General features: G+C 70.7%; 16 protein-coding genes. 11 read left to right on the forward strand and 5 right to left on the reverse strand.

Annotated elements, in window-relative coordinates; translation table 11 throughout:
• Window positions 1-18: 18 nt before the first annotated feature.
• Window positions 19-1128 (reverse strand): phosphoserine transaminase, encoded by a 1110-nt coding sequence (gene serC / locus BMW85_RS12105; RefSeq protein ID WP_091080537.1) that lies wholly within the window; start codon window positions 1126-1128, stop codon window positions 19-21.
• Between the two features lie 212 nt (window positions 1129-1340).
• A complete protein-coding gene (locus BMW85_RS12110) occupies window positions 1341-2447 on the reverse strand; it encodes a citrate synthase 2 (protein ID WP_091080539.1) in 1107 nt (368 codons plus the stop codon).
• A gap of 182 nt (window positions 2448-2629) precedes the next feature.
• Between BMW85_RS12110 and pdxH the strand changes: the two genes are divergently transcribed.
• Both pdxH and BMW85_RS12120 read left to right on the forward strand, forming a co-directional pair.
• On the forward strand, window positions 2630-3283 hold the full coding sequence (gene pdxH / locus BMW85_RS12115; protein ID WP_091080542.1) for a pyridoxamine 5'-phosphate oxidase: 654 nt from the start codon (window positions 2630-2632) through the stop codon (window positions 3281-3283).
• A gap of 10 nt (window positions 3284-3293) precedes the next feature.
• Entirely contained in the window at window positions 3294-4550 is a 1257-nt protein-coding gene (locus BMW85_RS12120; protein ID WP_245774735.1) for an MFS transporter, read from the forward strand.
• Here the strand turns inward: BMW85_RS12120 and BMW85_RS12125 are convergent.
• Window positions 4547-5182, reverse strand: coding sequence for a UdgX family uracil-DNA binding protein (locus tag BMW85_RS12125; RefSeq protein WP_245774736.1), 636 nt, complete (start codon window positions 5180-5182; stop codon window positions 4547-4549). The genes BMW85_RS12120 and BMW85_RS12125 overlap by 4 nt on opposite strands.
• A gap of 87 nt (window positions 5183-5269) precedes the next feature.
• Between BMW85_RS12125 and BMW85_RS12130 the strand changes: the two genes are divergently transcribed.
• The 4 genes from BMW85_RS12130 to BMW85_RS12145 all read left to right on the forward strand — a co-directional run bounded on the left by BMW85_RS12130 (window position 5270) and on the right by BMW85_RS12145 (window position 9566).
• Window positions 5270-5977: an iron-dependent transcriptional repressor DtxR gene (locus tag BMW85_RS12130; RefSeq protein ID WP_091080546.1), complete on the forward strand. Its 708-nt coding sequence runs from the start codon at window positions 5270-5272 to the stop codon at window positions 5975-5977.
• A 123-nt stretch (window positions 5978-6100) separates the two neighbouring features.
• Window positions 6101-8326 (forward strand): ATP-binding SpoIIE family protein phosphatase, encoded by a 2226-nt coding sequence (locus BMW85_RS12135; RefSeq protein ID WP_091080548.1) that lies wholly within the window; start codon window positions 6101-6103, stop codon window positions 8324-8326.
• Window positions 8327-8342: 16 nt separating this feature from the next.
• Complete coding sequence (locus BMW85_RS12140) at window positions 8343-9131, forward strand: alpha/beta fold hydrolase (RefSeq protein ID WP_091080550.1); 789 nt, start codon at window positions 8343-8345, stop codon at window positions 9129-9131.
• 12 nt (window positions 9132-9143) lie between these two features.
• A complete protein-coding gene (locus tag BMW85_RS12145; protein ID WP_091080552.1) occupies window positions 9144-9566 on the forward strand; it encodes a MarR family winged helix-turn-helix transcriptional regulator in 423 nt (140 codons plus the stop codon).
• Here the strand turns inward: BMW85_RS12145 and BMW85_RS49500 are convergent.
• Together BMW85_RS49500 and BMW85_RS12150 are read right to left on the reverse strand one after the other, a co-directional pair.
• The gene (locus BMW85_RS49500) at window positions 9563-9727 is read right to left on the reverse strand and encodes a hypothetical protein (RefSeq protein WP_177240627.1); all 165 of its coding nucleotides are present in this window, start codon (window positions 9725-9727) and stop codon (window positions 9563-9565) included. The genes BMW85_RS12145 and BMW85_RS49500 overlap by 4 nt on opposite strands.
• Window positions 9728-9781: 54 nt before the next feature.
• Complete coding sequence (locus tag BMW85_RS12150) at window positions 9782-10927, reverse strand: acyl-CoA dehydrogenase family protein (RefSeq protein WP_091080554.1); 1146 nt, start codon at window positions 10925-10927, stop codon at window positions 9782-9784.
• Between the two features lie 140 nt (window positions 10928-11067).
• Between BMW85_RS12150 and BMW85_RS12155 the strand changes: the two genes are divergently transcribed.
• From BMW85_RS12155 to BMW85_RS12175, 5 genes are all read left to right on the forward strand, one after another.
• Entirely contained in the window at window positions 11068-12441 is a 1374-nt protein-coding gene (locus BMW85_RS12155) for a hypothetical protein (protein ID WP_143082230.1), read from the forward strand.
• Window positions 12441-13229 (forward strand): class F sortase, encoded by a 789-nt coding sequence (locus BMW85_RS12160; protein ID WP_091080558.1) that lies wholly within the window; start codon window positions 12441-12443, stop codon window positions 13227-13229. The genes BMW85_RS12155 and BMW85_RS12160 overlap by 1 nt, the downstream gene beginning before the upstream one ends.
• Window positions 13230-13357: 128 nt before the next feature.
• Window positions 13358-14233 (forward strand): hypothetical protein, encoded by an 876-nt coding sequence (locus BMW85_RS49505; protein WP_177240628.1) that lies wholly within the window; start codon window positions 13358-13360, stop codon window positions 14231-14233.
• Window positions 14234-14238: 5 nt separating this feature from the next.
• A complete protein-coding gene (locus tag BMW85_RS12170) occupies window positions 14239-15009 on the forward strand; it encodes a class F sortase (RefSeq protein WP_091080561.1) in 771 nt (256 codons plus the stop codon).
• A 47-nt stretch (window positions 15010-15056) separates the two neighbouring features.
• The gene (locus BMW85_RS12175; RefSeq protein ID WP_143082231.1) at window positions 15057-15710 is read left to right on the forward strand and encodes a hypothetical protein; all 654 of its coding nucleotides are present in this window, start codon (window positions 15057-15059) and stop codon (window positions 15708-15710) included.
• Window positions 15711-15727: the final 17 nt, after the last annotated feature.

A 15727-nucleotide genomic window follows, 5' to 3' on the forward strand; every position in this document is an offset into this window, starting at 1 on the left:
GGGAACTCGGGCGGAGCGCTAGAGGCGCTCGACCACGTAGTCGACGCAGGTCGTGAGCGCCTCGACGTCGGCCGGGTCGATGGCCGGGAACATCGCGATGCGGAGCTGGTTGCGGCCCAGCTTGCGGTAGGGCTCGGTGTCGACGATGCCGTTGGCGCGCAGCACCTTGGCCACGGCGGCGGCGTCCACGTCGTCGCTGAAGTCGATCGTGCCGACCACCTGCGAGCGGAACTCGGGCGCGGCGAACGGCGTGGCGTAGGACGACTTCTCGGCCCAGGTGTAGAGGCGCGAGCTGGAGTCGGCCGTGCGGGCGGTGGTCCAGGCCAGGCCGCCGTTGCCGTTCATCCAGTCGAGCTGGTCGGCCAGCAGGAACAGCGTGGCCACGGCCGGGGTGTTGTAGGTCTGGTCCTTGCCGGAGTTGTCGATCGCGATCGGCAGGCTGAAGAACTCGGGCACGTAGCGGTCGGTCGCGGCGATCTCCTCGACGCGGGCCAGGGCGCGCGGCGACATGAGCGCGATCCACAGGCCGCCGTCGGAGGCGAAGCTCTTCTGCGGCGCGAAGTAGTAGACGTCGGTCTCGGCGATGTCGACCGGCAGGCCGCCCGCGCCGGAGGTGGCGTCCACGAGCACCAGGGAGTCGTCGCCGCCGACCCGCCCGATCGGCATGGCGACGCCGGTCGAGGTCTCGTTGTGGGTGAGCGCGTAGACGTCGACGCCGTCCTCGGCGACCGCCGTGGGGTAGGTGCCGACGTCGGACTTGATGACGCTCGGCTCGGCCAGCCACGGCGCCTTCTTGGTGACGGCGGCGAACTTCGAGGAGAACTCGCCGAAGGACAGGTGCTGCGACTTCTCGCGCACCAGCCCGAAGGCGGCGATGTCCCAGAACGCGGTGGTGCCGCCGTTGCCCAGGACCACCTGGTAGCCCTCGGGCAGCGAGAACAGGTCGGCGAGACCGGAGCGTACGCGGCCGACCAGGCTCTTGACCGGCTTCTGGCGGTGCGAGGTGCCCATGAACTCCGCCCCGGAGGCGGCGAGCGCGGCCAGTTGCTCGGGGCGAACCTTCGAGGGCCCGCAGCCGAAGCGGCCGTCGGCGGGCTTGATGTCAGCGGGAATCACGATGTCAGCCACATGGTCGAGCCTACCGACCGGCGCCGGGTGGCTCGCACGGGGTCCGACATCTGAGATTGACGCGTTTCGCCGCCATGTGCCCAGGTCAGCGGCCCTGCCGGACGCGCGCGGACAGGGGGCGGGGCAGGCGGGCATGGAACGGCCGCCGCGCGGGTGCGAGCCACGCGGCGGCCGTCCGTATCGTCACCGGAGCCGGGTCCGGTCAGGGGGTGTCAGAGCTTGCCGACGACCTCGTCGGCGCCCGGCACGTCGCTCAGCGGACGCGAGGACGGGCCGACGTAGTTGGCGCTGGGGCGGACGAGCCTGCCCGTGCGCTTCTGCTCCAGGATGTGCGCCGCCCAGCCGGCCGTGCGGGCGCAGGTGAACATCGCGGTGAACATGTTGGAGGGAACCTCGGCGAAGTCGAGCACCACGGCCGCCCAGTACTCCACGTTGGTCGCGAGCACCCGGTCGGGCTTGCGGGCGTGCAGCTCCTCCAGTGCGGCCTGCTCCAGCGCCGCGGCGACCTCGTACCGGGGAGCGTCGAGCTCCTTGGCGGTGCGGCGCAGCACACGGGCCCGCGGGTCCTCCGCGCGGTAGACGCGGTGGCCGAAGCCCATGAGCCTGTTGCCCTTGTCGAGCTCGCTCTGCACGTACTTCTTGGCGTCGCCGAGCTGCTCGACGCCCTCGATCATGTGCAGCACGCGGGCCGGGGCCCCGCCGTGCAGCGGGCCCGACATGGCGCCCACGGCGCCGGAGAGCGAGGCTGCCACGTCGGCGCCGGTGGAGGCGATGACGCGGGCGGTGAACGTGGAGGCGTTCATGCCGTGCTCGGCGGCGGAGGTCCAGTAGGCGTCGATGGCCTTCACATGCTTGGGATCGGGCTCGCCGCGCCAGCGGACCATGAAACGTTCGACGATGCTCGTGGCCTGGTCGACCTTGCTCTCGGGAACCATCGGCAGGCCGAGTCCGCGGGCGGACTGCGCCACGAACGACAGGGCCATGACCGAAGCGCGGGCGAGCTGGTCGCGGGCCTCTTCGTCGCTGATGTCGAGCAGCGGCTTGAAGCCATAGGCCGGAGCCAGCATGGCGAGCGCGCTCTGTACGTCTACGCGGATGTCACCGGAGTGGACAGGGATGGGGAACGGCTCCGCCGGGGGCAGACCCGGCTGGAACGTGTTGTCGACCAGCAGGCCCCAAACGTGCCCGAAGGGGACACGGCCGACCAGCTCTTCGATGTCGACGCCCCGGTATCGAAGGGCGCCCCCTTCTTTGTCCGGTTCCGCGATCTCGGTCTCGAAAGCTACGACGCCTTCAAGTCCGGGTTTGAAGTCGGACATACTCGGCCGCCTCCCTTTCTGCCATGTTCCGGCAATGCAAAGCCTTGATGTCGAGATACCGGCGGGTCAATTTAACCCCCTCCCAGCTCGTGCTCGGTCTCCGGACCCGCCGAAGCGCCAAAGCCGCTGGTGGGGAGCGGTGTAGTGGGATCTACCACACGAGCGCGCAACAATACCGTCTCGTGGATGCCACCCCGCGCCCGCCCTCGCTGGCGGGGCTCCGACGCACGTACGAGGGCGAGCCGCTGCTCGAAGCCGATCTCGCGGCCGACCCGTTCGCCCAGTTCACCCTCTGGTTCCAGGAGGCCACGGCCGCCGGGATCCCGGAGCCCAACGCCATGGTGCTCGCCACCGCCTCCGCGGGCGGCCGGCCGAGCGCCCGCATCGTCCTGCTCAAGGGCTACGACGAACGCGGCTTCGTCTTCTACACGAACTACGAGTCCCGCAAGGGCCGCGACCTGGCCGAGAACGCCCGCGCGTCCCTGCTGTTCCCCTGGCACGCCATCCGCCGCCAGGTCCGCGTGGACGGCACCGTGAGCCGCATCTCCCACGAGGAGTCGGCCGAGTACTTCAACTCCCGCCCGTACGGCTCCCGCATCGGCGCGTGGGCGTCGCGGCAGTCGGCCGTCGTACGCTCGCGGGAGGAGCTGGACGCCCGCTACGAGAAGCTGGCGGCGCGCTGGCCGGAGGAGCCGCCGGTGCCCGACTTCTGGGGCGGGTTCCGTGTCCATCCGGTGGAGATGGAGTTCTGGCAGGGGCAGCTCGACCGGATGCACGACCGGCTCCGCTACCGGCGGACGCCACCCGGATGGGTTCTGGAGAGACTTGCACCTTAATGTTCGGTAAGTGGCTTTCGGGGACTTGATCAAGCGTCATCTCGTGGACACCCGGCCGCTCGGCGTGCCCGCCTACCGGCGGATCTGGCTCGGCCAGGCGGTCTCGCACGTAGGGGTCGGGGTCACCGTCGTCGCGGTCGGCAAGCAGGTCTACGACATCACGGGGTCCTCGTTCTGGGTCGGGCTGCTCGGCCTCGCCAACCTGGTCCCGCTCGTCGTCTTCGGGCTGTGGGGCGGGGCCGTGGCCGACGCCGTCGACCGGCGCAAGCTGCTGCTCGCCGGCTCGGCCGTGGCCTGGACGGCGACGCTGTTCATCCTCGTCCAGGCGCTGCTCGGGCTCGACAACGTCTACGTGATCTTCGCCGCGGTCGCGGTGAACGCCACCGGGTTCGCCATCACCGGGCCGACCCGGGGCGCGATCATCCCCCGCATCCTGCGTCCGGAGCTGGTCCCCGCCGCCAACGCGCTCAACTCGCTGGTCTACAGCATCGGCGCGGTGATCGGGCCGATGGTCGGCGGCCTGCTGCTCGTGGGCGGCGGCTACGCGGCCGCGTACGCCGTGGACGCCCTGCTGTTCACCGCGGGCCTCTACGCGGCCTTCAAGCTGCCCCCGCTGCCCCCGCTGGGCGAGGTGACCCGGCCGGGCGCGCGGGCGGTGCTGGAGGGGCTCGCCTTCATCGTGCGCAGCCCCGTGCTGCTCATGTCGTTCGTCGTGGACATCATCGCCATGGTCTTCGCCCTGCCGAGGGCGCTCTTCCCCGAGGCGGCCGACCTGTGGTTCGGCGGCTCGGCGCTCGCGCTCGGCTGGCTCAACGCGGCCATGGCCATCGGCTCCGTCGTCGGCGCGCTGTTCTCCGGCTGGGTCGGCCGGGTGCGGCGGCAGGGCGTCGCGCTGGTCGTCGTCATCGCCGTGTGGGGGCTCGCCGTCGCCGCCGCCGGGATGACGGGGAACCTGTGGCTGGTGGTGACGTTCATGGCCGTCGGCGGCGTGGCCGACGTGATCTCGTCGGTGTGGCGGCAGTCGATACTCCAGCTCTACGCGCCGGACGAGATGCGCGGGCGGATGCAGGGCGCTTTCATGGTGGTCGTGGCCGGCGGGCCGCGCCTCGGCGACCTGCGGGCCGGCGCGACCGCCACGATGATCGGGCTGAGCGGCGCCTGGGTGGGCGGCGGCCTCGCCTGCGCGGCCGTGGTGCTGGTGGTCGGGCTGTCGGTCGCGGGCTTCCGCAACTACCGCGCCGACCTGGTGGCCGAGCGGGCGGGCTAGGCGACGTCCGCCGCCGCGCGGAGGTCGGACAGGAAGCCCGCGTACGCGGCCTCCCGGTCGGGGGCGCGCAGCACGGCCGACGGGTGGATCGTCGCCACCGCCAGTCGGTCGCCGAGCGGCACCACCTCGCCCCGGTGCCGCGTCACCCTGAACGCGGCCCCGAGCAGCGAACGCGCCGCCGTCGCGCCGAGCACCACGACCACGCGCGGCTCCACCACGGCCAGCTCGGCCTCCAGCCACGGCCGGCAGGCGGTGATCTCGGCGGCCGTCGGCTTCTGGTGGATGCGCCGCTTGCCGCGCGGCACCCAGGAGAAGTGCTTGACGGCGTTCGTCAGGTAGACGTCGTCGCGCGCGATGCCCGCCTCCTCCAGCCCCCTGTCCAGCACGCGGCCCGCCGGGCCCACGAACGGATGCCCCTGCCGGTCCTCCTGGTCGCCCGGTTGCTCGCCCACGAGCATGAACGCCGCCTTCCTCGGGCCCTCGCCGAACACCGTCTGCGTGGCGTCGCGGTAGAGCCCGCAGCCCTCGCAGCGGGCCGCCGCCGCGCGCAGCGACGCGAGGTCGAGCACGTCGGGAAGGAAGTCGCTCGCGCCGTTGTTGCCGTCCTTGACCATCGTCGGTCGTTCTCCCAATAGGGTTCCCTGCGTGACCTACGTGCCCGAGGCGGACGGGCTCAGTCCCCGCCACGACCGACGTAACATTCAGTTGGGAGGACTGCCTTGACCGCACACGGCCTGATCGACACGACGGAGATGTACCTCCGCACGATTTACGAGCTCGAGGAGGAGGGCATCGTCCCGCTGCGTGCCCGCATCGCCGAGCGCCTGCAGCAGAGCGGCCCCACCGTGAGCCAGACCGTCGCCCGCATGGAGCGCGACGGGCTCGTCCGGGTCGAGGGCGACCGCCACCTCGCGATGACCGACCTGGGCCGCCAGCTCGCCACCCGCGTGATGCGCAAGCACCGCCTCGCCGAATGCCTGCTCACCCAGGTCATCGGCCTGCCATGGGAAGAGGTCCACGTCGAGGCGTGCCGCTGGGAGCACGTGATGTCGGAGTCGGTCGAGGCCCGGCTGGTGACCCTGCTCGACAACCCCACCGTCTGCCCGCACGGCAACCCCATCCCCGGCCTGGCGGAGCTCGGCGCCAAGGAGCCGGCCGAGGCCGCTCCCGACGGGCTCGCGTCGATGAGCGACATCGCGGTGGGCCCCATGGGCGTGCCCGCGGTGGTGCGGCGAATTAGCGAACAAGTGCAAAGTGATCCCGCTGTGATGCTTAAACTCAAGCAAGTTGGGATACAACCCGGACGCGAGGTCACGCTCGCGGCGAGCGACGACGGTGTGCGGGTGACAGGTGACGGTGACGCGAACGACAATCCCGCGGAGCTTCCGCGTGATGTTGCCGCGCACGTTTTTGTCTCCAAGCGCTGACGTGCGCGCAGCGGCTTGGTTGAATCCCTTCTGGGAGGCCCTCCACTCTCCCCAGACCAAGACTGTTGCAGGAGCGCTCGTGGTTCGCTGTGCATGCTCGCCACCCCGAGGAGTGGTCTTCGGATGAAGCGTTGGGGGGATCTGTCGCAGGACGGGGTTGATCATCTCGCCGCCGGGTCCGTTCTCGACCATGCCGAGATGGCAGTGGTCGTCACCGACCGTTTCAGCAATCTCCTCTACTGGAACCCCTTCGCCGAGAAGCTGTTCGGCCGCCCGGGCGGCGCGGCGCCGCGGGACACCTCCGTCCTGTCCCTCGGGATCATGGAGAAGGACCACCCGCAGGCGATCGAGCTGGCCAAGCACGTGCTCAAGGGCGGGGTCTGGGAGGGCACCTTCGACGTCAAGCGCGGCGACGGCACCATCGTCTACGTCCGCGCCCAGGCCGTGCCGCTGCGCCACACCTCCGGAGCCGTCACCGGCATCGTGATCACCGCCCGCGAGGCCCTGCGCAGCAACGAGCGCGAGAAGGACCGCTTCGGCCTGCTGGAGCGCATCGGCGAGCGGCTGGCCGGCTCCCTCTACGTCGAGGAGACGCTCAAGCGGGTCGCCGAGATGCTCGTCCCGCAGTTCGCCGACCACTGCTTCATCGAGCTGATGGAGGGCGACCGCCTCGTCCGGCGGGTCGCGCAGCACGTGCAGGGGTGGACCCCGCCGTCGGGCACATGGAAGCCGGTGGGCGCGGAGATCCGCTACCCCATCGGCCACTACGCCGACACCGCGCTGCGCCGCCAGGAGACCATCCTCGTCGAGGACTTCGCCGGCGGCAGCTTCCCCGCGCCCAGCGAGGGCAGCGCCCGCCTGTGCGGCGAGATCGGCATGACCTCGGCCATCGTCGCCCCGCTGCTGGTGCGCGGCGAGACCCTGGGCCTGATGTACCTCGGCCTGTCCAACCTCACCGACCGCCGCAGCCCCCACTACGACGCCTTCGACCGTGACTTCGTCGGGGCGATCGCCACCCGGGTCGCGGTCGCGATCGACAACGCGCTGCTGTTCGAGGAGGAGCGCCACACCGCCGAGTCGTTCCAGAAATATCTGCTGCCGCGCGGCGCGCTGCCCCGTCTCGACGGCCTGCAGATCGCGGTGCGCTACTACCCGGCGGCTCCGCTGGCCTCCCACGGGCAGGGCATCCAGACCCAGGTCGGCGGCGACTGGTACGACGTGATCCCGCTGTCGGCCGGCCGGGTCGGCATCGTCATCGGCGACGTCGAGGGCCGGGGCGCCAAGGCGGCGGCCGTCATGGGCCAGCTCAGGGCCGCCCTGAGGGCCTTCGCGCAGGACGACAAGTCGCCCGCCGACATCCTCGCCAGGCTCGACGAGTGGACCCGCATCATCGCCACGCCCGAGCAGGACGACAGCGGCGCCGACATCAGCATCCCGCCCATTGTGACCTGCCAATACCTCGTCTACGACGCCTGGTCGCGGCAGCTGTCCTTCGCCAACGCCGGGCACGCCCCGCCGTTGCTGCTGGTCGACGGCCAGTGCGTGGAGCTCGACATCGAGGAGGTCGGCCAGCCGCTCGGCGTCCGCGCCAAGGGCCTGCACGCCGACCTGGTCTACAAGGAGGAGACGCGCACCCTCCCGCCGGGCGCGGCGCTGCTGCTCTACACCGACGGCCTGGTCGACCGGCGGCCCGGCCGCGACGGCCACCCGCCGAGCGAATCCGAGACGTTGGGCGTGCTCCGCGAGAAGCTGTCCAAGCTGTCCGACGCCGACGTCGAGCGCATCGCCGAGACCGCCACGGTCGCGGTGCCCGGCGAGATCGACGACGACATGGCGATCCTGGTGGTCCGCTCCAGCGACGTCGATCTCGACGTCGAGGAGCGTACGTTCCCGGCGCAGCCGATCATGGTCGGCGAGGCGCGGCGGATGGCCGGCGAGGCCTTCTCCGGCTGGAACGTGCCCGAGGAGCGGGCCGAGCTGGCCTGTCTGCTGGTCTCCGAGGTCGTCACCAACGTCGTGCTGCACGCCTCCACCGCGACCGTGCCGCGCAGGGAGCTGTCCGTGGACGGGCCGCCGCTGCCGTTCGAGGAGTCCTGGGACATGCCGGGCTTCGAGGACGAGGCGATCGGCGACAAGGAGTTCACGCTCCGGCTGCGCAGGGGCGAGGAGGCGGTCTGGGTCGAGGTGTTCGACCAGGACCTGCGCCTGCCGCGGATCCGCAGCGCCGGCGAGAACGACGAGGGCGGGCGCGGCCTCTACCTGGTGGACCAGCTTGCCCGGCGTTGGGGCTCGCGTCCTACCAAGGAAGGCAAAGCCGTATGGTTCGAGATTCCCACTCGCGGCAGGTGAGTGCTCTACTGGCTGCATGGACCTGGCCTTCGAACGGCGGGGCACCGGCGCGCCGCTGATCCTCATCCACGGCATCGGGCACCACTGGCAGGCCTGGCTGCCGGTGATGGACCGGCTCGCCGCCGCGCGCACGGTCATCGCCTTGGACCTGCCCGGTTTCGGCGACTCGCCGGAGCTGCCGGCGGGTGTCCCGTACACACCGGAGTCGCTGGCGGACGCGGTCGAGTCGTTCTGCGCGCTGCTCGGCATCCGCGAGCCCGCTGTGGCGGGCAACTCGCTCGGCGGCTACCTCGCGCTCGAACTGGCCGCCCGCGGGGTCGTCAGCTCGGCCGTCGCGCTGTCGCCGGCCGGCTTCTGGACCCGTTCCGAGTTCCTGTACGCCCGCACGGTGCTGCGCGCGCTGCGCGCCACGGCCCGCGCCCTGCCGCCCGAGCAGGCCGCCCGCATGGCGGAGGAGCCCGCCTCGCGGGCCCTGTCCGCAGGGATGCTGGTCGCCCGCCCCTCCCGGCTGGAGCCCATGGCGCTGATCGCCGCCACGCAGGCGCTGGCGGCCGCGCCCGGCTTCGACGAGACGCTCGCCTCCTTCGAGGGGCTCATGCCGCCCGGGCCGCCCAAGTCGCCGATCACGATCGCGTGGGGCGAGCACGACCGGCTGCTGCCGCGCAGACAGGCGGTCCGCGCCGCGCGGTGGTCGGGGCAGCGGGTCAAGCTGCTGAACGGGTGCGGTCACGTCCCGATGAGCGACGATCCCGCGCTGGTCGCGCGGGTGATCCTGGACGCGATCCAGCCGTTCGCGCCGGGGTAGCATCGCCACCCTATGCACGAGGACAAGGACATCGCCGCCATCGAACGCGCGATGGTCGCCATCAGGCGCAGGCAGCGGCGGCGCGCCCTCGCCGCGGCCGACGGCGCGGGCCCCGAGCACGACGTCCTCGACGTCATCGAGGGCGCCGGCGGGCCGGTCACGGTGACCGGGGTGGCCGAGGCACTGGGCGTGGACCAGCCGCGGGCGAGCCGGCTGGTGGCCGCCGCCGTGACGGGCGGCCTGGTGCGGCGCGAGGCCGACCAGGCCGACGGCCGGCGCTCGCACCTGGTGCTGACCGGCGCCGGACGGGCCGCGCTGGCCCGTGCGCGGGAGAGCAGGCAGGCGAGCTTCGCCGCGGTCACGCGGACGTGGACGGCGGCCGAGCGGGCGGAGTTCGCCCGGCTGCTCACCCGGTTCGTGGAAGGGCTGCGCTAGACCTTCGTCTGGCCCCAGACGAGCAGCATGGCGATGATGAACACGATCATCACGCCCGCGTAGCCCACGGCTCCCAGGCGGAAGGCCCGGCGCACCCGGTTGAGCAGCCAGGCGAACAGCAACGCCAGGAAGACCAGGAGGATCAGGCCGCCGGATTCCATGCTGTCCAGTATGCGGCGCGGGGCCGGGCCGCGCGCGGCCCCGCGGGTTTCCGGTCAGAAATCGAAGGACCGGCCGATGATCTCCTTCATGATCTCGGTGGTGCCGCCGTAGATCGTCTGCACCCGGCTGTCCAGCCAGGCCCTCGCCACCGGGTACTCCGTCATGTAGCCGTAGCCGCCGTGGAGCTGGAGGCAGCGGTCGATGACCTTGTTCTGCAGCTCGGTGGTCCACCACTTGGCCTTGGCCGCGTCCACCGCCGTGAGCTTGCCGGCGTTGAGCGCGATGATGCACTTGTCGACGTAGTGGCGGGCGATGTCGGTCTCGGTGGCCAGCTCGGCCAGGACGAACCTGGTGTTCTGGAACGAGCCGATGTTGCGGCCGAAGGCCTGGCGGGACCTGCAGTACTCGATGGTCTGCTCCAGCACCGACTCCGCCGAGGCCACCGCCGCCACGGCGATCGACAGGCGCTCCTGAGGCAGGTTGTGCATGAGCTGGAAGAAGCCCTCGCCGTCGTTCGGGCCGAGGCGGTTGGCGACTGGGACCCGGACGTTCTCGAAGAACAACTCGGCGGTGTCCTGGGCCTTCATGCCGACCTTGTCCAGGTTGCGCCCGCGCTGGAAGCCCTCCGTGCCCCGTTCGACGACGATCAGCGTCGTGCCTCTGGCCCTGGCCGCCGGGTCGGTCTTGGTGACCACGACCACCAGGTCGGCGTTGATGCCGTTGGTGATGAAGGTCTTCTGGCCGTTGATGACGTAGTGGTCGCCCTCGCGGACCGCGGTCGTCCTGATGCCCTGCAGGTCGCTGCCCGCGCCGGGCTCGCTCATCGCGATCGCGGTGATCAGCTCGCCGCTCACGAAGCCGGGCAGCCAGCGCTGCTTCTGCTCGTCGTTCGTGAGATCCACGACGTACGGGGCCATGACGTCGTTGTGCAGCGAGAACCCGAGGCCGGACGCGCCGTGCCGGATGATCTCCTCGACGATCACCGCGTTGTAGCGGAAGTCCTTGACGCCCGCGCCGCCGTACTCCTCGGGCACCGAGAACCCGAACATCCCCAGCTCACCGGCCTGTTTCCAGACCTCGCGCGGAACGATGCCCTCCTTCTCCCACCGCGCGTGATGCGGCACCACCTCGCGGGTCATGAACTCGCGCACCGTCTCACGGAAGAGCAGGTGCTCCTCGTCGAAAAGATCTCTCTCCATAAGCCACCTCCAGAACGGGATTCTGTTACTGGACACGGCTTCATCACAAGTGATGGAAGATGGGGCGTTCCGTATGTGTTGTCGGTCTTCGCGACTCTAGGATCTACCCTCGGTCTATTTGTGGGTGATCGGAGTCTCCCGTGAGTCGGTGGCGCAAGGCGTTGATCGCCGCAGGGGTGGGCATGGCCGCGTCGGCGGCGTTAGTCATGACGCCCGCCGAGGCGGAGTCGTTCAATCTCGTCGTCAACTACAGCTGCACCGGCGGCATCGCCGGGAACAACCCGGTGACGATCAAGGCACGGGTGAACATCCCCACCGTGGTCGAGGTCGGCAGCGCCATGAACCTCTCCTGGACCCTCGAGTACACCAACACCCGCAGATTCCTCTCCCCGGACTACTTCGAGGCCGGTGCCCTCACCAGCATCGTCGCCAACATGAAGCTGGACGGCGCCTGGAACGGCGTCCTGGAGGCGCACGGCACCCAGGAACAGTCCGCGCTGCAGCCCAACGTCCGGCTGGAGACGCCGGCCGGCCTCAGCTCCTCCGCCCACCTCACCGAGGAGGGCGTGATCCAGCTCCGCCCGCAGGGCATGACCGTGGACTTCATCCCGCCGGCCGGCGTGGTCACGATCAACAATGACGAGCTCAACCGCATCAAGTACCAGGGTCCCTGGGTCCATGACCCCGCCACCCCGGTCGAGTACGGCGACCACCTGCGCGACGTGCACACCAGCCCTCAGGTGGACTCGACGGCCAGGATCGACTTCCTCGGCACCGGCTTCGAGTACATCGGCCGCCGGATGCCGGGCGTCAGCAAGGTGCGCGTGCGCGTCGACGACGACACCACCGGCGTCGTCGATCCCACCAAGACCGAGAGCGGCCAGCCGACGAACGCCATCAACGGCAACGTCTCGCTGTGGAAGCGGGTGGACCTGCCGTACGGCAAGCACACCGTCATCATCCGCAACCTGGACAACGCGCCCATCCACCTGGACGCGTTCAAGGTGCACACCGGCGCCATGATCGAGCCGCCGACGCTGCACCGGGCCAACTGCGTGGTGACCAGCGCGCCGGACGTGGTCGAGATCACCGTCAAGGGCCACGACGCCCCGACGAGCCCGCCGCCCACGACCACCGGCCCCACGACCACTCCGCCGACCAGCCCGACGCCGACCAACACCGGCACCCCGACGAACACGGCCACCGGCACGCACTCGCCGTCGCCGAGCTCGCAGTACACCCACCCGGGGATCGTGATCGTCGGACCCGGCGGCACCAGCACCGCCACTCCCACCGCCTCGACCTCGGCCACCCCGACCGTGACCAAGTACGTCAGGCCGCAGGTGGTCAAGACCCCCAAGGGCGGCGTGAACACCGGTGAGGCGCCGGATCCGCCGATGGACTCCGGGGCGTACACGTTGATCGCGGGCGGCTCCGCGATGATCATGGGCAGCGCTGCGGGCGGCCTGGTGCTGTGGCGTCGCCGCGCCGCGCACGCCGGAGGTGTGAAGTGATGAGCGAGCAGAAGCAGAAGACGACTCTCGAGAAGGCGCTGCCGGGCCTGCTGATCGCGGGCTCGCTGGCCGGGGTGGGCGCCGTCATGGTGGGCCTGCTCTCGCTGGCGCCCACGGTGGACGACGGCTCCGGGCCCGGCGGCCCCCTGGCGGCTGGCCAGCCGTCCACGGTGCAGATCGAGAACGCGGGCGCGTTCGTGCTGCCGCCGACCGTCGGCCCCGGCGGCAAGAGCGGCCTGACGCCGGCCCGCATCGACGCGCCGCCGCCGCTGGCCGCGGTGCCGACCGTAGCCCCGATCCCGGCGGCCAAGACCACGAAGGCCAAGGTCAAGGCCAAGCCGTCGCGGATCAAGATCCCGAAGATCAAGGTGAACTCGCCGGTCGGCCAGGTCACGGTGGACCTCAAGGGCAACCTGGGCACCCCGTCGCTGAGCAAGCCGAACCAGACCGGGTGGTACCGCTTCTCCCCGCTCCCGGGCGAGAACGGCCCGACGATCATCAACGGGCACGTCAGCACCCGCAAGGGCCCCGCCGTCTTCGCCCGGCTCTCGGAGCTGGTGAAGGGCGACAACATCTACGTGTACCGGTCGGACGGCAAGGTCGCCCGCTACACGGTGAGCGGGATCGAGCAGGTCAGCAAGACGACGTTCCCGACGAAGCGGGTCTACGGCAACACCGAGGGCGCGCAGCTCCGGCTGATCACCTGCGGCGGCGTCTACAACAAGGGAGCGCACAGCTATAAGGACAACATCGTCGTGTACGCCACGCTCTCGAAGAAGAAGGTCTGACCGGGAGCAACCGATTTGACGGTTTACGGGAAGTTGACAGGTAGAGTTCGTAAGATCTTGACCTAGCCGAGACCAAGAATTGGCGAGCTGGCACACTCCCGCCAACCTGTGCTGAATTGGAGATGGAAGTGCTGACGTCCAAGGCGCGGCGCCGCCTCGCCCTCAAGACATCCGCCATGGCCGTCCTCGGTGCAGGGATCTTCGGTGGGCTGCCGGTGGTGGCCGCGCTGGCCGCCCCGGTCGATGTGGTCTACAACTGCGGGCCTGCGACCGCGAAGTCCCCTTACTGGTTCAACATGGAGCTGAGGACTCCGGCGAGCGCGGTCACGCCCAACGCGACGGTGACCGTCACGTGGGACGTCAAGCCCCCGACCGGGACCCCGTCGCACTCGCCGGCGGCGACCGCCAGTGAGCAGATCACCCCGACCAGCACCATCGTCGCGAGGGGAACGGTGAACCCCAGCGGCTCGCCGATGCCGTCCACCTCGATCACCGCCAGTGGCGCCGCCACACAGTTCACGACCATCTCGCCCGGCGCCACCATGCCGGCGGTGGCCATGACGATGGTGATCAAGCCGACGGCGACGGGCACGATCGGGCTCAAGGGCGGCAACTTCGAGCTCCAGGTCAACGGCGAGACCTGGTACGAGTGCGAGCCCGGCGCGTCCGGGGGGCCGTCGGCGCACTTCGTGGTGACGACCGGAAGCACAGGCACGCCCACGGGCACCGGCACCCCCACCAACACCGGGACCGGCACCCCGACGCCCACGCCCACCACCTCCACCCCGAGGCCGACCAAGACGACCACCGAGATCGTCACCGTCACCCCGTCCAGCGAGCGCTCCACGAAGAAGTCCCAGACCCCCAAGTCGGGCGCGGACACCGGTGCGGGCGGCATGATGGGTCCTGACGGGCGGACGTTCATCCTGGCCGGGACCGCGCTGATCGGGGCCGCCGCACTGGGCGGGCTGCTCATGCGCCGGCGCAACGCCACCAGGGGCTGAGCGCGGTGTCGGGATACCACCCGTACGGCGGCGGCCATCCGGCCCCGCAGCCGCCGCAGCCGGACAAGGGGAGCACGGCGCTCAGGGCGGTGCTGATCGTGGCGGCCGTCGCCGGGGTCGTGACGGTCGTGGCCGGGCTGCTGATCGTGCTGGGCTCGCCCGACGAGTACGGCCTGGCCGCGAACAACCGCGACAGCCTGGCGCTGCCGTCCCAGCCGCACGCCGCGGGCAACAACCCGGAGCAGGCGCTCTTCCAGGCCGACCCGGACGCGCCGCCGCCGCTGCCGCAGATCACCCCGGCCCCGCCGATGCTGCCGTCCACCCCGATCCGGGTCGTGATCAAGCGGCTGGGGATCAACGCCCCGGTCAAGACCGTCGGCCTGGCCAAGGACGGCACGATCGAGGTGCCGCCCTCGGACGACCCCAACCTCGTGGGCTGGTATCGCAGCATGTCCACGCCGGGCGAGGCGGGCCCGGCCGTGCTGCTCGGGCACAAGGACACCAGGACGCGCAGCGCGGTGTTCAGCAGGCTGCCGGAGATCAAGAACGGCGACACCATCGAGGTCAAGCGGCAGGACAAGACCACGGCGGTGTTCACCGTGGGCGGCGTGGAGCAGGCGAACAAGAAGACGTTCCCGACGCAGCGCGTCTACGGGCCGCAGGACAACGCCCAACTGCACCTGATCACCTGCGGCGGGACCTACGATCGGCGTACCGGGCACTACACCGACAACATCATCGTCTACGCGACGATGACGAGCTCCTATCGAAGCTGACCGCATAGAGCGGCTCACTGGCAAGCGCGGAGGCGGGCATGGGCTGGATGGCCAAGCGGAGACTGCGTACGGGCCCGACGGCGGTGCTGCCGTCCAAGGTCCAGCCGGCCGAGCTGTTGCGCGTCGTACGGCTGGCCGATCCAGGCGCCCGCCTGGACGGCGACGACGTCGTGGCCACGGACGTACGGGTGTGCGCCCCCGTGGAGGCGGAGCCCGAGCTGACGGGCGGCGTGCTGGAGAAGTCGTGGGCGGTGCGGGTGGCCGGCGAGGGGCCGCTGCCGCTGGACTTCTTCGACCGGTTCCTGGCCGAGGGCATCGCGTTCCGGCTGAAGGGGCTCGCGGTCTGCCGCGGCGAGGTGAGCGACCCGGCCGACGAGGACAACGCGGGTCCGGCGGTGATCGTCCCGGTGCGCCCGTCGGCCGAGGAGCTGGCGCCGCTGCTGGAGCCGCAGGAGGACGACGAGTTCACGTTCACGGCGGGGGAGATCCGGGCCGTGCTGGTGCCGCAGAAGGGGCAGCCGCCCGCGGTGGGGGAGTTGCTGCCGTTCGCGACCGAGCTGACCGCGATCGAGCTGCGCGGTGACGAGCCGGCCAAGCTGGGTGCGTTGGCGCTGGAGCTCGCCGACCAGCTCAACGGGCTGGTGGTGGACCGGTGGCGGTTCCGTGTGGACGCCGCGGAGGACCTTCTCCCCTCGGAGTGAGCAGCGCCAGAACGTCG

Source organism: Nonomuraea wenchangensis (assembly GCF_900111685.1).
Taxonomy (GTDB): Bacteria; Actinomycetota; Actinomycetes; order Streptosporangiales; family Streptosporangiaceae; genus Nonomuraea; species Nonomuraea wenchangensis.